This window comes from Edwardsiella tarda ATCC 15947 = NBRC 105688, assembly GCF_003113495.2.
In the GTDB taxonomy this organism is placed as follows: domain Bacteria; phylum Pseudomonadota; class Gammaproteobacteria; order Enterobacterales; family Enterobacteriaceae; genus Edwardsiella; species Edwardsiella tarda.
In genome coordinates this window covers 1,919,074-1,935,448 of sequence record NZ_CP084506.1, presented here as the reverse complement: position 1 = coordinate 1,935,448, position 16,375 = coordinate 1,919,074, and the positions used below count along the sequence as shown (strand labels likewise).

Here is a 16,375-nt window from a genome sequence, read left to right as displayed (position 1 = left end):
CGCAGAGCGCCGCGTCGCCGTTGACCGTCACGCCGGATAGTGGCGCTCCCTTGAACGAATAGCCTAGTGTAACGTACATTGCCAGCCGGCCCAATCGCTGTGGCGATTCAGCGAGATTATTTGCTGTACGATTAGGCAATTACCGCGTCGATCTCCGGCTAATAGATGAGGTAGAAAAATGCTTTACAAACGGTAGTGATACGCATTATCATTTATTGGCTGTCTCACCCTCTCGCGACTCGGAGAGGGTGAGGGGCACGACATTGCTCACATTGCTTACAGTTTCATTTTAATGCCAGCGCGGGTGCTGGCTTTTTTTTTAGCGACTCTCCCCAGCTATTCCCCTTTCGTCATCGTCCATGATCGCGGGCTCCTCCCGCTCCGTTGTCGCGCTGATAGCATGTTTTTTCATGATGGCGCGTAGCTGATGGTAGGTGATGCCGAGTAGATCGGCGGCGCGTCGTTGCTGGAAGCATGCCTGCTGCAACGCCGCCTGGGTCAAGGCTTGCTCCTGCTGATTTTGCCAAGCGCGCAGATCGAGGGGCAACGGAGGTAGCCTGTTCGCCATCGCGGGCGGATCGAGAGGGGGGCGATGAGGGAAGGGGTTCAACACGATCTGGTGTAACGGTGCACCAGCGTCGCCGTGGCGAAAGACCGAGCGCTCCACCACATTTTTCAACTCACGGATGTTGCCCGGCCAGGCGTAGTCGAGCAAGGTGCGTTGCGCCTGCGCGCTAAAGCCGGCGAACAAGGGACGCCCCAGTTCGCGGCACATCTGCATGGCGAAGTGCTCGGCCAGCGGCAGGATATCCGCCTGGCGTTGACGTAGCGGCGGTAGCGCGATGACCTCGAAGGCCAGACGGTCGAGCAGATCGGCCCGGAAACGCCCCGCGGCGGCCAACGCAGGCAGATCGGCATTGGTCGCGCAGACCAGGCGCACATCGACCTGCAGCGACTGGCTGCCACCGACGCGTTCTAGTTGGCCATATTCGATGACGCGTAACAACTTCTCTTGGATCAGCATCGGCGCTGTGGCCAGTTCGTCGAGAAACAGGGTACCGCCGTCAGCCCGCTCGAAGCGCCCTAGATGGCGGCGTTGCGCCCCGGTAAAGGCCCCGGCCTCATGGCCGAATAACTCCGAATCCAGCAGGCTCTCGTTGAGCGCGGCGCAGTTGAGGGAGATAAATGGCCCTTGCCAACGCGGAGAGAGGTAATGCAGGCGTTGGGCGATCAACTCCTTGCCGGTACCGCGCTCGCCCAGGATTAACAGCGGCTTGTTCAATTGGGCGAGACGAGAGGTCTGTTCCAGCACCTCAAGAAAGGCATTATCCCCGCCCAATAGGGTGTCGTGTAGCGCCATGATCCACCTAACATTGGTTATTTTCACTATCTATTAGTTAAACTCATCATCTCTTCTGGTGCAACGCTGAGCGAGGTGATTGTTTTATCTTTTTGATTTTCAATATTATTTATTTGTTTTTCACAGTTGGCACGCCATTTGAATAGATTAGGCTACGACGGCACCCGCCGTGTGCGCGAGACGCGTCATACTGACAGAGGACAACATCATGGGTATTTTTTCTCGTTTTGCCGATATCGTAAACGCCAACATCAATACGCTGTTGGATAAAGCGGAAGATCCGCAGAAGCTAGTACGGCTGATGATCCAAGAGATGGAGGATACGCTGGTAGAGGTGCGTTCTACCTCCGCCCGGGCGCTCGCGGAGAAGAAGCAGCTGCTACGCCGCATCGAGCAAGCGACGCAACAGTGCCAAGAGTGGCAGGAGAAGGCCGAGCTGGCCCTGCGCAAGGAGAAAGACGATCTGGCGCGCGCGGCCTTGATCGAGAAGCAACGGGTCGCCGATCTGCTGGTCAGCCTGCAGCATGAGGTGGAGAGCGTGGATGAGACGCTGGAGCGAATGAAGCGTGAAATCAGCGAGCTAGAGAGTAAACTAACGGAGACGCGCGCACGCCAGCAGGCGTTAACGTTACGCCAACAGGCGGCGGCCTCCTCGCGCGAGGTGCGTCGCCAGCTGGATAGCGGCAAGCTGGATGAGGCGATGGCGCGCTTCGAACAGTTTGAACGCCGCATCGACCACATGGAGGCCGAAGCGGAGAGCGTCGCGCTGGGTAAAAAGAAGAGCCTGGAGCAGGAGTTTGCCGAGCTGAAGGCCGACGACGAGATCAGTCGCCAGTTAGCCGAGATGAAGGCACGCCTGCAACGCGGCGAATAAGTGCGCCAGCCAACGTGCGCGTTCACTAATCCACCCAAGGAGCGTATATGGGCTATCTGTTTCTGGCCATTCCTCTGACGCTGTTTGTGCTGTTTGTCCTGCCGATCTGGCTGTGGCTGCACTACGGCAATCGTCAGCGTAGCGATAGCGTCCTGCAGGCGCAGGAACAACAGCGTCTGGCACAATTGAGCGATGAGGCGCAACGGATGCGTCAGCGCATCAGCGCCCTGGAGGCGATCCTGGATGCCGAGCATCCCAACTGGAGGGACGCCTGATGAGCCCATCGTTGCCTGAGCATCGTCTGTACCGTCTGCCGCAACGCGGCATGATCAAGGGGGTGTGCGCCGGGATCGCCGACTACTTCTCCGTACCGGTGACGCTGGTGCGTGCGATGGCGGTGTTATCGGTATTTTGCGGTCTGTTTATCTTCACCCTACTGGCCTATGGGATCCTGGCGGTGACCTTGCCGGTGGCCGAGGGGGAGCGGCCGCCCGCGGCTCCACGGGCGCGTGATCAATTGGCGCGCACCGCGGGGGAGCTGGAGCAATGCGAGCAACGCCTGCGTCGTCTGGAGCGTTACGTGACATCGCCGGCCTTTAGTTTGAATCGTCGCTTTCGCCAGCTATAAGGCGGCGAAAGCGCGGGAGTAAAATGGATGAAGCCGATCAACCGTCCCGCCCAGACCTTCTGGCGTCGCCGTGTTAGCGGCGCATTGCGTCTGGGAGGCCTGTTGCTGTTGTGCGCCGCCCCGGCGGGGCTGGCCGCCGGACTGGCACGTTATATCGCCTGGCGACCTCTGCGTCTGATCCTATTGTGGTTGTTGGAGCCGGGGGTGCGCCGTGGTGTACGCTATGCGACAGCGCGTTATTTTCAGCCCGCCGCTGCGGTGAATCCGCCCGTAAGTCGTGGCAAGGAGAAGCATGAAAAGGCTACAACATGATCTAAACGCGTTGGTTAATCGCGGCCTGGATCGCCACCTTTGCTTGGCGGTGACCGGGCTGAGTCGCAGCGGTAAGACGGCGTTCATCACCTCGTTGGTGAACCAGTTGCTACATGTGCATAGCGGTGCTCGCCTGCCGCTATTTTCCGCCCAGCGCGAGGAGCGTATCTTGGGCGTGAAGCGAGTTCCTCAGCGTGAGTTGGGGGTGGCCCGCTTTACCTATGATGAGGGGATGGCGCAGCTTTACGGCGATCCGCCCGACTGGCCGACGCCGACGCGTGGGGTCAGCGAGATCCGTCTGGCACTGCGTTACCGTAGTCGCGACTCGCTGCTGCGCCACTTCAAGGAGACCTCGACGCTCTATCTGGAGATCGTGGATTATCCAGGGGAGTGGTTGCTCGACCTGCCGATGCTCGATCAGGACTATCTGCATTGGTCGCGCCAAATGAACGGCCTATTGCAGGGGGATCGTCGTACGCTGGCCGAGCCGTTCCTGCGCCTGTGCGCCGCCTGTGATCCCCATGCGCCCGCCGACGAACGCCAATTGGCGGCCATCGCCCAGGCCTATACCGATTACCTGGTGCAGTGTAAGCAACAGGGGCTGCACTTTATTCAGCCGGGACGCTTCGTGCTGCCGGGCGATATGGCGGGGGCGCCTGCGCTGCAATTCTTTCCTTGGCCAGCGCTGGATGAGGCCAATGAGTCGCGTCTGGCTCGCGCCGATCGTCACAGTAACCTCGGCATGCTGCGTCAGCGCTACGATTACTATTGCCGCGAGGTGGTCAAGGGATTCTACCGCCAGCACTTTGCGCGCTTCGATCGTCAGATCGTGCTGGTGGATTGCCTGCAACCGCTGAATAGTGGGCCGCAGGCGTTCAACGATATGCGCCTGGCGCTGAACCAGCTGATGCAGAGTTTCCATTACGGTAAGCGTACCCTCTATCGCCGTCTGTTCTCACCCTGTATCGATCGGTTGATGTTCGCCGCCAGCAAGGCCGACCACATCACCGCCGATCAGCACGCCAACTTGGTGTCGCTGTTGCAACAGTTGGTGCAGGACGCCTGGCAGAACGCCGCCTTTGAGGGCATTGCGATGGATTGTGCCGGTATCGCGGCGATCCAGGCGACCCAGAGCGGAATGGTACAGCATCAGGGGCAGAGCATCCCGGCGCTACGCGGCGAGCGTCTGAGCGATGGCGCGCCATTGACGGTCTATCCGGGCGAGGTGCCAGCACGCTTACCACAGGCGGCATTCTGGCAGCAGCAGGGCTTCTGTTTCGAACAGTTCCGTCCGCAACGAATGAGCATCGATACGCCGTTGCCGCATATCCGTATGGACAGTGTGATGGAATTCTTATTGGGAGATAAATTACGGTGAGCGATCCGATTAAAGGGCGCATCGATTTCGATGTCGATCTTAGCGCTGAGCCGGGCCCGACGGTGCGCCCCGGCGTCGCCTTCGACGGCCAACAGGCAGAGGCGTTTACCCCGGCCGCGATGGCAGAAGTGGAGAGCGAGCAGGAGGATGGCCGTCTGGAGGGGATGGTCAGTGTGGCATTGCGCCCGCGCCGTAGTCTGTGGCGGCGCATCGCCGGCGGAGGGCTGGCCTTGTTCGGCCTCAGCGTGTTGGCTCAGGGTGGCCAGTGGCTCTATCAGGCCTGGTTCAACCAGGACTGGATCGCCTTGGGGGGTTGCGTGGCGGGCGGTTTGATCGTGTTGGCAGGTGTCGGCGCGACACTGAGCGAGTGGCGTCATCTCTATCGCTTACGCCAGCGCGCCGAGGAGCGTGAACTGGCCAGCGATCTGCTACACAGCCACGCCGTCGGTCAGGGGCGGGCATTCTGCGAACGTCTGTTGCGTCAGGCGGGGCTGGACGCGAGCCATCCGGCAGTACAGCGTTGGCGGGCCGCGCTGCACGAGACCCACAGCGATCGCGAGGTGGTGTCGCTGTACGCCACCTTGGTGCAGCCGGTGCTCGATACCCAGGCGCGTCGAGAGATCAGCCGTTATGCCGCCGAATCGACCCTGATGATCGCCGTTAGCCCACTGGCGCTGGTGGACATGGCCTTCATCGCCTGGCGTAACCTTCGCCTGATTAACCGCATCGCCGCGTTGTACGGTATCGAGCTGGGCTACTATAGCCGCCTGCGTCTGTTCCGCCTGGTATTGCTGAATATCGCCTTTGCCGGCGCGTCCGAGCTGGTACGTGAGGTGGGGATGGACTGGGTCTCGCAAGATCTGGCGGCGCGCCTCTCGGCGCGGGCGGCGCAGGGGATCGGCGCCGGGCTCTTGACGGCGCGTCTGGGAATCAAGGCGATGGAGTTATGCCGGCCATTGCCGTGGCTCGACGACGATCGCCCGCGTTTAGGCGATTTTCGCCGCGAGTTGTTGGCGCAGCTACGTCGCACCCTGCCGAATAGCCAGGAGAAGGGCAAGGCGTAGCGTGACGCTTATCGCCACGGCGCCCCAACGCCATGGGTTGGGATGCCGTGGCGGATCTTGGTTACACTGTCACTTCTAACGGTAGGGAGGCATCGGCTCCCCATTCGCTCCAGGCGCCGTCATACAGCGCCGTCTCCTCGACGCCCAACGTGGCCAGCGCCAACAGTAGTACCGCCGCCGTTACGCCAGAGCCACAGCTGGCGATGATCGGCCGCGTCAGATCGATGCCCGCCTGGTGAAATAACGCCCGCAGCGCCTCAGGGGGCTGCAGCGCGCCGTCGCGCACCAGGGTCTCCCACGGCAGGTTATGGCTAGTGGGAATATGGCCGCTGCGTAATCCGGGGCGAGGCTCCGGCACGTGGCCGTGAAAGCGGGCGGCGGCGCGCGCATCGACGATCTGGCTCTGGCCGCTACGCACTGCCTGCAAGACTTGGGCGGCGCTGCGTAGGTGGCGTTTATCCAGTTGGGCGGGGAACACCCCGGCCACCGTGGGCGCCATCTCGCCGTGGCTCACGGGTAGACCCAGACGCTGCCAGGCGGCCAGTCCTCCGGCGAGCACGGAGACGCGCGTGGCACCGAAGACGCGTAGCATCCACCAGGCGCGCGGGGCGCTGAAGAGGCTGCCGTCGTCGTAGATCACCAGATGGTGGTCGCGCCAAATCCCCAGTGCCTGCATGGCGGCGGAAAAGTCGGCGGCATCGGGCAGCATGTGCGGTAGCGTGCTCTGCGCATCGGAGAGCGCCTCGATATCGAAACGGCGAGCATGAGGTAAGTGTTGCGCGCGGAACTGGGCGGCGAGATCCCCCTCTTGTCCTGGCGGCAGTAGGCGGGCATCGAGCAGCTGTAGATCGGCGTCCGCCAGGTGGGCGGCCAGCCATTCGGGAGTGACAAACAGAGAAGAGGACATAACGGCTCCTGAAGAGGGAGAGAGGGATAATGGTATACCGCAAAGTCGCTCTGCGGGGTAGTCGTGCGAGAATAGATAGATGCAGGACATATGCCATACTTACACTATGTTCCGCTAAAATGTATGATAAATATGTGCTAAGATACTGTACGCGTTGGCTTACGCTCATAGTGGCCCGCCGTGGCAAACGGCGCCGTCATTGATGAGGCGGTCGGCGTATGCCAAGCGGATGATCTTGCCAGTGAAAAGCGATCAGATGGCTGGCGTATAACAGAAATATCTGTAAACTTTATGTGACAGATTGTTACTTCAGCCGCTGTGCTGGTGGTTTGGGCAAGTAATGGCTGTTTTTTCGCGTATACACGCAGCATAAGCAGAGTAGGGTCAAAACTAATGCGTCTGGAAGTTTTTTGTGAAGATCGTATCGGTCTAACGCGTGAACTGCTGGATCTTCTCGCCGCGCGTAGCATCGACTTGCGTGGTATTGAGATCGATACCATCGGGCGGATCTATCTCAACTTTACCGAGCTGGATTTCGAGATCTTTCGTCAGCTGATGGCGGAGATCCGTCGCATCAACGGGGTGACCGATGTACGCACCGTGCCCTTCATGCCCTCCGAGCGCGAGCATCGCGCCATGTGGGCGCTGCTGGAGTCCTTGCCGGAGCCGGTCTTTTCCATCGATATGAAGGGTAAGGTCGAACTGGCCAATAAGGCGGCGTTGTCGCTGTTTGCCACCAGTGAGGAGAAGATTTGCCATCAGACGGCGGCGACGCTGATCGGCGGCTATAACTTCTTACGCTGGCTAGAGGATGATGACGTCGCACCGCACAGCGAAAAAGTGGTGATCCGTGGCCAGGATTATCTGATGGATATCATGCCGATCTACCTGGATGACAGCAAACAGACGCATCGCACCCCAGTCGGCGCGGTGGTGGTGTTGAAGTCGGCGGTACGCATGGGGCGTCAGTTGCAGAACCTGGCGGTCAACGACAACAGCGAGTTCGACCATATCATCGGCGTCAGTCCGAAGATGCGTCTGCTGTTGGAGCAGGCGCGTAAGCTGGCGATGTTGGATGCGCCGTTGCTGCTGGTCGGTGAGACCGGCACCGGTAAAGATGTCTTAGCCCGCGCCTGTCATCTGCGAAGCCCGCGTGGCAAGAAGCCTTTCCTGGCGTTGAACTGCGCCGCGTTGCCCGATGAGGTGGCGGAGAGCGAACTGTTCGGCCATGCCGCAGGTGCCTATCCGAATGCGCTGGAAGGCAAGAAGGGATTCTTCGAACAGGCTAACGGCGGCACCGTGCTGCTGGATGAGATCGGCGAGATGTCGTCACGCATGCAGACCAAGCTGTTGCGCTTCCTTAACGACGGTACCTTCCGTCGCGTCGGTGAAGAGCATGAGGTGCGGGTCGATGTGCGGGTGATCTGCGCCACCCAGAAGAACTTGATCGATCTGGTGCAACGAGGCCAGTTCCGCGAAGATCTCTATTATCGCTTGAATGTGCTGACGCTGAACCTGCCGCCGCTACGCGAGCGGGTGCAGGACATCATGCCGCTGACCGAGCTGTTCGTGTCACGCTTTGCCGATGAGCAGGGGATGCCGCGTCCGAAGCTGGCTCCTGAGTTAAGCGCCTTCCTCAGCCAATATGGCTGGCCGGGTAACGTGCGCCAGTTGAAGAATGCCATCTACCGTGCCCTGACACAGTTGCAGGGGTATGAGCTGCGCCCGCAGGACATCGTGCTGCCGGAGTTTGAGGCGGAGATGGCGTTGGGGGATGAGGTGTTGGATGGTTCGTTGGATGAGATCTGCAAGCGTTTCGAGCGCTCCGTCTTGACGCGCCTGTATCGCAACTATCCGAGTACCCGTAAGCTGGCCAAGCGACTGGGCGTCTCACATACCGCGATCGCGAATAAGCTGCGTGAATATGGGCTGAGTAGCCGCCGTCACGCCGAGAGTGAGACCCGCACCGAGAGCGAGTCTCGTTAACACCCTGCTGACGATAAAAGGGCGGCAGACGCCGCCCTCTCTTGGCACGCCGCGCGTTTAGCGCAATACGGCTAATGCCGCCTCATAATCCGGCTCGTCGGCGATTTCGCTAACCAGCTGGCTATGGATCACTCGGTTATCCCCATCCAACACCACGACCGCACGCGCTGTCAGCCCTGTCAGGGGGCCTTCGGCGATCGCCACCCCATACGCCTGCTTGAATTCCGCGCCGCGTAGGGTGGAGAGGGTGATCACGTTGTTCAGCCCTTCGGCGCCACAGAAGCGGGCCTGTGCGAAAGGCAGGTCGGCGGAAATACACAGCACTACACTGTTGTCGGCCTCGGAGGCCAGCTGATTAAAACGACGGACTGAGGTGGCGCAGACCCCGGTATCGATGCTGGGGAAGATGTTCAGGATCTTACGCTGCTGGCCGAAGCTGGCTAAGGTAATATCCTGTAACTCTTTGTTGACCAGGGAAAACGCGTGAGCCTGCTCGCCAGGCTGCGGGAAATGACCATCGAGCGTGATCGGTGTGCCACGGAATAAAACAGTTTGAGCCATGCTCTCTCCCCTTTTGTTTGTATTTTGTTAAAAACAAGTTTCAGTGTACGTCAATTAGCGCCTTAGGGGTAGCGCCTCAGGCGGAATTCTCTGTCCGCGCGAGGCGTGCGCCTGACGCCGTGTGAATAAAGAGTGGTGACGGACATCTCATTCAGGCAGAGTATAGATTGCCATGCAGGGGCGCGATGCCGCCGGTCATCGCGTGCCATAGTGACAATACGCACAAGGATAGGGAATGAGAGACTCGCTGCGACTGGCCGCCTTAGCGGTATGGGGAATGCTCGTTTGGAGCGGAGTGGGGCAGGCATCGCCGTTGCCGCCGGGTACCACCTTGGCACCGACGCAGCACGTGGTACGCCATCTGAAAGATGAGCCGGTCTCGCTCGATCCGGTGGCGGCCGTCGGGTTGACGGAGGCGCAGGTGTTGCGCGATCTGTTTGAAGGGCTGGTCAACCAAGGGGCGGATGGGCGTGTGCAACCCGGCGTCGCCTATGCCTGGCACAGCAAGGATAATCAGCGTTATGTGTTCCAGCTCCGTGATACGGCACGCTGGTCGAACGGCGAGGCGCTCACCGCCTACGACTTCGTCTATGCTTGGCGGCGCCTGGTCGATCCGCAAACGCATTCACCGTTCGCCTGGTTCGCCGAAATGGCGGGGATCGCCAACGCGGCGGAGATTATTAGCGGCCAGTTACCACCCGATCGGTTAGGCGTTGCGGCGCCGGATGTCCGTACGCTGGTGGTACAACTGAATCGCCCGCTGGCCTACTTCCCTCAATTATGTACCCATTTCAGCCTGTTCCCCCAGCCTCAGTCGATCATCGCTCGCCTCGGTCAGGCATGGACGCAACCGGGTCATCTGGTAGGGAATGGCGCGTTTCAATTGACGCAGCGGGTGGTCAATGAACGCATCGTTCTGAGCGCCAACCCCTACTATTGGGATCGCGCCAATACCCATCTGACACAGGTGACCTTCATCCCGATCAATCAGGAGAGTGCGGCGACCCATCGTTACCTGGCGGGCGATATCGATATCACCGAATCCTTTCCCAAGAACCGCTATGCACAGTTAAAGGCGTGTCTACCCGGTCAAGTATTTACCCCCGATCAATTGGGCACGTACTACTACGCCTTTAATACCCGGCGCCCCCCCTTAAACGATGTCCGGGTACGGCGAGCGCTCTCTTACGCCATCGATCGTGAGATCATCGCCGGTAAAGTGGTCGGCAGCGGCGAGAAACCGGCCTATCGTCTGACGCCGGACGCTACCGCTGACTTCCCGCCGACGCCGTTGGCGTGGCAACAGATGAGCCAGGCGGAGCGCCATCGCCAAGCCCGAGCCTGGCTACGCGAGGCGGGTTACGGCCCCGGGAAGCCGTTGAAGCTGACCCTGTTGTACAACACGGCGGAGAACCATCAGAAGATCGCCATCGCCGTCGCCTCAATGTGGAAGAAAACGCTGGGGGTACAGGTGAAGCTGACCAATCAGGAGTGGAAGAGCTACGTTGACAGTCGCAACAGTGGGCAATTCGATGTGGTGCGTGCCTCCTGGATGGCCGACTATAACGAGGCATCGAGTTTCCTCACCTTACTCAGCCATCGTCATAGCGGCAACTTGAGTGGCTTTAATCGTCCTGAATATGATGCGTTGTTGCAACAAGCCGCCGGCGAGCGCGACGCACAGCGACGTCGTGAGGTCTATCTCCAGGCGGAGCGGATGATTGCCGAGGCGGCGCCGATCGCACCGATTTACCAATATACTAACGCCCGCCTGATTAAGCCGTGGGTGAAAGGCTACCCGATCACCAATCCTGAGGATGTGGCTTACAGCCGCCAGTTGTACATCCTCGCACATTGAGCCGGAGTGCGTCCCCATAGGTCGCTGGGGGCGCGATCCATCATTTTCTCTGTAGGCTTAGCGTTTATTTCTTGCGAACGCGCCGGATGACCATCTGAATAATTGAACGATTGTCGCGCTAATTATAATAATTCATTTAAAAAAGTATATTTATTGTCTTTTCTATTATTTTTTCCCACGTATCGGCTATGCACCCCCGGGGAAAACTACATATTAATTTCTTCGATTGTGTCACATATAGATAAAAAAATGTTATTACGCCGGGATAATAGGCGATTAGCGGGCAAGTGAGTAAAAGGGCCACTTTTGCCACCTCGCGCATAACCGGGTATCCGCCGGAGGATCAGGGCTAATTCACCCAGGTTCTTGGTCTATTCTCGCCACGCGCCCGGCAATGGATCGACGAGTCATCTTTTGCCAATCATTTGAAAACAAATGTAAATTTAAGGTTTACCAAGAGAAAACCAGGCAGAATATATTGCCATTAGGTAAACAAGTATTAATACTTATGTCACACGGCGTGGCGCCGGTTACCGTCACGGCGCCGTTGACTTATTGAATTGTTCAGGAACCCAGCATGAAGAGACGCGCATTAACCGCAATCAGCCTGATGTTGTCGCTATGGATGGCGGCGGGGAGCACCGCACAAGCGGCCGATTACCCCCTGCCTCCAGCGGAGAGTCGGCTGATCGGCGAGAACTTTACCTATACCGTTCCCCACGATGGCAAACCACTGGAGTCGACCGCCGCGCGTTTTCAGATCGGATTGCTGGGGATGATGGAGGCCAATCCCGGCGTCGATCCTTTCCTGCCTAAGGCGGGCAGCGAGTTGATCATTCCGGCGCAGATGCTGCTGCCGGATGCGCCGCGTGAAGGCATCGTCATCAACTTGGCTGAACTGCGTCTGTTCTACTACCCACCGGGAGGGGAGCGGGTTGAAGTCTATCCGATCGGTATCGGTCAGTTGGGGCGCAACACACCGGAGATGGTGACGCGGGTGTCGCAGCATATCAAGGATCCGACCTGGACACCGACCGCCAACATTCGCCGTCACTATCGCGAACAGGGCATTACCCTGCCAGCGGTAATGCCGGCCGGGCCGGATAACCCGATGGGGCGCTACGCGCTGCGTCTGGCGGCTCAAGGCGGGGTCTATCTGATCCACGGTACCAATGCCGACTTCGGCATCGGTATGCGCGTCAGCTCTGGCTGTATTCGCTTACGCCCTGACGATATCGAAGCGTTATTCCGCAGCGTGCCGGGTAATACCCGGGTGCAGATTGTCAATCAGCCGGTGAAGGTGGCGGTCGAGCCGGATGGCAAGCGTTACGTCGAGGTACATCAACCGTTATCACGCACCGAACGTGATGACCCGCAGACGATGCCGATCGCGCTGAGTCGTACTCAGGCGAGCTTCGCCGCCAGCCCGTTAACGGATCGCGCCGCTTTCGATCAGGCGATGCAGCGTCGTTCAGGTATGCCGGTACTGGTCAGCCATGCGGCGACGCCGGTATCAACGGCGGCCGCGCCGGCTCAGTCAACGGCCCCGATCAGTGCGGCACAGCAAGAGGTGGTGACTGAGGCGCGTTAAGCGGGCCTGAAGGCGTCGATGAGACATTAGGGGAGGGGAACCTCGGCTATGTTGTTCTCCCCCGTAGCGTGGCGCTGAGCGCGTTACGGATGGGGGGCGAGAGGCAATAAAAAAGGCGCACCGAAGTGCGCCTTTTTCGCTCAGTTCAAGAAATCTTATTTCTTGTAAGCGTGAGCCATGTTGTCCAGACGCTGGTTAGCGCGAGCTGCGTCGTCTTTAGCAGCCTGAACGTCAGCGCGCATTGCGTTCACGTCAGAAGACAGCTGGTCAACTTTGGTGTTCAGGGTCTGAACGTCAGAAGACAGCTGATCGATTTTCGCGTTAGAAGAGCAGCCAGCCAGCAGAGTAGAACCCAGGATAACAGCGCCCAGTACCAGTTTAGTACGATTCATTATAAAACCCTCTAGATTGAGTTAATCTCCATGTAGCGTTACAAGTATTACACAAACCATTTTCTAAAGAGAATAAATTTTTCATGTCAGAGCGGTTTATTTTGATCGTTCGCTCAAAGAACCACCTTGTTTTGCCGGAAGGTTAAAAAAGGGAGACAAAACAGGTTGCTTCTATTGGATTCTTCTTATTTTCCTATTCAGTTAATTCTATTAATAATATCAATTCAAGAGATAAAAATGTTGTACCAGGATAAAAAAAGCGCCGCAGAGCGGCGCTTGAAATTAATTATTTTTGTGCTATTAGAGCACGTGGACAGATGCGGTGTTGGTGGTACCGCTCGGTACTAGGGCACCGGAGACCATGACCACGACGTCGCCTTTCTGAGCCAGGCCGCTTTCCAGCGCAGCCTCTTTACCGATACGGTAGAAATCGTCGGTAGAGGCGATCTCTTTCACCATCATCGGGATGACGCCTTTGCTCAGGATCAGCTGGCGCGCGGTTACCGGGTTGGTGGTCAACGCCAGGATCATCGCGTCTGGGAAGTACTTACGTACGGCCTTGGCGGATTTACCACCAGCCGTCGCGACGACGATCAGCGGGGCATCCAGCTTCTCGGCGGTTTCGACCGCGCCGCGGCAGACGGCTTCGGTGATGCGCAGCTTGCGTGAGTCGTGCAGGGTATCGATGCGGCTCTGCATGACGCGGTCGGTACGCTCACAGATGGTAGCCATGATGCCGACGGCTTCCAGCGGGTATTTACCCTTGGCGCTCTCACCAGACAGCATGACCGCGTCGGTACCGTCCAGGATGGCGTTGGCGACGTCACCGGCTTCCGCACGGGTCGGACGCGGGTTCTTGATCATAGAGTCGAGCATCTGGGTGGCGGTGATGACCACTTTACGTGCGCGGTTGCACTTCTCGATCATCATCTTCTGCGCGAAGATAACCTCTTCTACCGGGATCTCGACGCCCAGGTCACCACGGGCAACCATGATGCCGTCAGAGGCTTCCAGGATTTCGTCGAAGTTATTCAGACCTTCCTGGTTTTCGATCTTGGAGATGATCTGGATCTGCTCGCCACCGTGGGCTTTCAGATGTTCACGGATCTCCAGTACGTCGGCGCGCTTACGGATGAAAGAGGCTGCGACGAAGTCGACGCCTTGTTCGCAACCGAATACCAGGTCACGCTTGTCTTTCTCGGCCAGCGCCGGCAGCTGGATGGAGACGCCCGGCAGGTTGACACCTTTGTTCTCGCCCAGGTCGCCGTTGTTCAGGACCTTACAGACGACGGTGCTTTCGCTGACATCGATCACTTCCATCCCGATCAGACCATCGTCGACCAGTACGGTGTTACCGATGCGCAGGTCGGCGGCGAAGCCTGGGTAGGTGACGGCGACGCGTTCGTTGTTACCGATGACGCTCTGGTCGGTGGTGAAGGTGAAGGTCTGGCCGGCGGTCAGGGAGACGTCGTTGCCGCCTTCCAGTTTCATGGTACGGATTTCCGGGCCCTTGGTGTCCAGCAGGATAGCGGCTTTCTGACCCGTCTTCTCCATGACAGCGCGCAGGTTTTTGATGCGCTGGCCGTGTTCTTCATAGTCACCGTGGGAGAAGTTCAGACGCATAACGTTCATGCCTGCGTTCAGCAGCTTACCCAGCATCTCTTCGGATTCGGTCTTCGGACCGATGGTGCATACGATCTTGGTCTTTTTCATGACATTCATTTCTGCAAGTTGTGATGGATTGGAAAACGCTTATGCTCACAGCCAGTGGCCGGGAGGACAGGGGGTAAAACAGATGGTGCGAAAATAGGACTACTAAGAAGAATAGGTGACAGCCGGGAAGCCGGGGTAAAAAATGCATGCCCGAGGAGGGATGATAAGCGCGGAGGCCGCGTTGTAGTGTAATAGGCGCTGCGACGAATCAAGGGCTGAAACCATTCAACAAGATTAACGCCGTCCATTATACGTATATAACCGCAAGAAAGACAACGAATTCGGACAGTGAGTGCGCAATAGCGAAAAATAGCCGGCCGGATTCGCTTTTTGTTGCGCAACAAAGCGTGTTTGGCCGAATTATCCGTCGAATCAGGGTGGCGTGAATGCATGCTTAGCCACGCTCAGGGCGGCGGGCTACCCCCCTAACAGGCCAAAATAGTGTGTAGGGCGGCAATGAGGCGCGCATTATCGTGGCGCCGGCGCACGCAGACGCGATAGTAGCGGGCATCAAGCCCCGGATAGTTGGCGCAGCTACGGATCAGCAGGCCGTGCGCCAATAACGCCTGCTGCAGATCGAGCGCCGGACGTTCGCAGCGTAGCAACAGGTAGTTGGCGCGCCCGGGCCACACCGTCAGATCGGGGAGTGCCTGGAGGGCCGTCTGCAGCCAGGGGCGCTCTTGTGCCAACCAGGCCAGCGTGCGTCGGCGGTAGTCATCATCGCTGAGCACCTGTTCGCCCGCCAAGGCGGCGAAGGCGTTGATGCTCCAGGGGTGCCGTAAGACACGTAGCCGCGCCGTCAGCTGCGGGTCGGCGCTCAAGAGGTAACCGAGGCGCAACCCGGCGATGGCGTAGAATTTGGTTAGCGAGCGTAGCACGCAGAGTGTGGGGAAGCGCGCTAACAGCGGGATCGCGCCGGGCTCGTCGGCGATAAAGTCCCAGAAGGCCTCGTCGATGATCAGGCGTACGCCGAGTTGTTGGCAGCGCTCGGCCACTGCCAACAGCAGATCGGGCGACACGGTTAACCCGGTGGGGTTGTTCGGGGTACAGAGAAAGACACAATCGAGATCGGCGCTGATGGCCGCCAGTAGACGCGCATCGACCGCAAATCCCGTCTCGGCTTGTAAGGTATAATCGCGCAGGGTGCAACCAAACCGCAGCAACGCCCGGCGATACTCGGCGAAACCTGGGGTGAGCAAGAGAGCCTGACGCGGCTGTAACGCCTCCACCAGATTAAAGATCAGTTCTGTCTCGCCGTTACCGGCCACAACCCAGTCCGGCGCCAACCGATGGTGGGCGGCTAAGGCGCGATGCAGCGCGCGATAGTCGATGTCTGGATAGGGTTGAGCCAGATCCAACTGGCCGTGCAGGGCCTGACGTAGTGTATCGGGCATGCCTAATGGATTGATATTGGCGCTAAAGTCGGTGAGGCTATCGGGGGAGACGCCGAGGCGCTCGGCGACAGCGACGACGTCACCGCCGTGTAGGCTGGATAACATAACGTGAGCTCCTGGTCGGCTGTGGCGGCATAGCGAAGATGGGCATCCCATGCATCTATGTTTGTCTCCCGCAGGGGGAATGATAGCGCACAGCCTATTATTTTGATTATTTTGCTGTAATTTATCCGTTTCGCGCGCCACCCTGCAAGCGCTTCCCCGGTATGAGCGCGCCGTGGCTCATTCGGTGTACGCGCTGTCGCCGCCGTTTAGCCGTGGAGGCATGTCGTGTGGGCGGAGCCAGGCAGGGAAGGT

15 protein-coding genes are annotated in these 16,375 nt (G+C 58.8%); 9 read left to right on the top strand and 6 right to left on the bottom strand.

Annotated features, from left to right (window positions below):
* Window positions 1-319: 319 nt before the first annotated feature.
* Window positions 320-1,360 carry a phage shock protein operon transcriptional activator gene (gene pspF, locus DCL27_RS08915; RefSeq protein ID WP_035598580.1) on the bottom strand — a complete coding sequence of 347 codons (1,041 nt, stop codon included), beginning with the start codon at window positions 1,358-1,360 and terminating at the stop codon, window positions 320-322.
* Window positions 1,361-1,568: 208 nt separating this feature from the next.
* On the opposite strand from pspF, the gene pspA reads away from it, so the two are divergent.
* The 6 genes from pspA to DCL27_RS08885 are packed head-to-tail and all read left to right on the top strand — an operon-like array spanning window position 1,569 to window position 5,616.
* Window positions 1,569-2,234, top strand: coding sequence for a phage shock protein PspA (gene pspA, locus DCL27_RS08910; RefSeq protein ID WP_005293466.1), 666 nt, complete (start codon window positions 1,569-1,571; stop codon window positions 2,232-2,234).
* A 47-nt stretch (window positions 2,235-2,281) separates the two neighbouring features.
* The gene (pspB, locus tag DCL27_RS08905) at window positions 2,282-2,509 is read left to right on the top strand and encodes an envelope stress response membrane protein PspB (RefSeq protein ID WP_005293469.1); all 228 of its coding nucleotides are present in this window, start codon (window positions 2,282-2,284) and stop codon (window positions 2,507-2,509) included.
* Complete coding sequence (pspC, locus tag DCL27_RS08900) at window positions 2,509-2,862, top strand: envelope stress response membrane protein PspC (protein WP_005293472.1); 354 nt, start codon at window positions 2,509-2,511, stop codon at window positions 2,860-2,862. Before pspB ends, pspC begins: the two co-directional genes overlap by 1 nt.
* A 27-nt stretch (window positions 2,863-2,889) precedes the next feature.
* Entirely contained in the window at window positions 2,890-3,174 is a 285-nt protein-coding gene (locus DCL27_RS08895) for a hypothetical protein (protein WP_005285525.1), read from the top strand.
* Window positions 3,155-4,552 (top strand): YcjX family GTP-binding protein, encoded by a 1,398-nt coding sequence (locus DCL27_RS08890; RefSeq protein WP_035598577.1) that lies wholly within the window; start codon window positions 3,155-3,157, stop codon window positions 4,550-4,552. Before DCL27_RS08895 ends, DCL27_RS08890 begins: the two co-directional genes overlap by 20 nt.
* On the top strand, window positions 4,549-5,616 hold the full coding sequence (locus DCL27_RS08885) for a TIGR01620 family protein (RefSeq protein WP_035598574.1): 1,068 nt from the start codon (window positions 4,549-4,551) through the stop codon (window positions 5,614-5,616). Before DCL27_RS08890 ends, DCL27_RS08885 begins: the two co-directional genes overlap by 4 nt.
* Before the next feature lie 61 nt (window positions 5,617-5,677).
* Here DCL27_RS08885 and sseA read toward each other — a convergent pair whose 3' ends face one another.
* Window positions 5,678-6,523 carry a 3-mercaptopyruvate sulfurtransferase gene (gene sseA, locus DCL27_RS08880; RefSeq protein ID WP_035598572.1) on the bottom strand — a complete coding sequence of 282 codons (846 nt, stop codon included), beginning with the start codon at window positions 6,521-6,523 and terminating at the stop codon, window positions 5,678-5,680.
* 393 nt (window positions 6,524-6,916) lie between these two features.
* Here sseA and tyrR point away from each other — a divergent pair, with 393 nt between their 5' ends.
* A complete protein-coding gene (tyrR, locus tag DCL27_RS08875) occupies window positions 6,917-8,509 on the top strand; it encodes a transcriptional regulator TyrR (protein ID WP_035598569.1) in 1,593 nt (530 codons plus the stop codon).
* Window positions 8,510-8,566: 57 nt separating this feature from the next.
* Here tyrR and tpx read toward each other — a convergent pair whose 3' ends face one another.
* Window positions 8,567-9,070, bottom strand: coding sequence for a thiol peroxidase (tpx, locus tag DCL27_RS08870; RefSeq protein ID WP_005285536.1), 504 nt, complete (start codon window positions 9,068-9,070; stop codon window positions 8,567-8,569).
* Window positions 9,071-9,305: 235 nt separating this feature from the next.
* Between tpx and DCL27_RS08865 the strand changes: the two genes are divergently transcribed.
* Together DCL27_RS08865 and DCL27_RS08860 are read left to right on the top strand one after the other, a co-directional pair.
* A complete protein-coding gene (locus tag DCL27_RS08865) occupies window positions 9,306-10,928 on the top strand; it encodes a peptide ABC transporter substrate-binding protein (protein ID WP_109691525.1) in 1,623 nt (540 codons plus the stop codon).
* A gap of 577 nt (window positions 10,929-11,505) precedes the next feature.
* Window positions 11,506-12,519, top strand: a complete 1,014-nt coding sequence (locus tag DCL27_RS08860) for a L,D-transpeptidase family protein (RefSeq protein WP_005285545.1) — start codon at window positions 11,506-11,508, stop codon at window positions 12,517-12,519.
* A 155-nt stretch (window positions 12,520-12,674) separates the two neighbouring features.
* Here the strand turns inward: DCL27_RS08860 and DCL27_RS08855 are convergent, their stop codons facing one another.
* From DCL27_RS08855 to cobD, 3 genes are all read right to left on the bottom strand, one after another.
* The gene (locus DCL27_RS08855; RefSeq protein WP_005285548.1) at window positions 12,675-12,911 is read right to left on the bottom strand and encodes a major outer membrane lipoprotein; all 237 of its coding nucleotides are present in this window, start codon (window positions 12,909-12,911) and stop codon (window positions 12,675-12,677) included.
* A 300-nt stretch (window positions 12,912-13,211) separates the two neighbouring features.
* Window positions 13,212-14,624 carry a pyruvate kinase PykF gene (pykF, locus tag DCL27_RS08850; RefSeq protein WP_005293485.1) on the bottom strand — a complete coding sequence of 471 codons (1,413 nt, stop codon included), beginning with the start codon at window positions 14,622-14,624 and terminating at the stop codon, window positions 13,212-13,214.
* 425 nt (window positions 14,625-15,049) lie between these two features.
* Window positions 15,050-16,123, bottom strand: a complete 1,074-nt coding sequence (gene cobD, locus DCL27_RS08845; RefSeq protein ID WP_035598566.1) for a threonine-phosphate decarboxylase CobD — start codon at window positions 16,121-16,123, stop codon at window positions 15,050-15,052.
* Window positions 16,124-16,375: the final 252 nt, after the last annotated feature.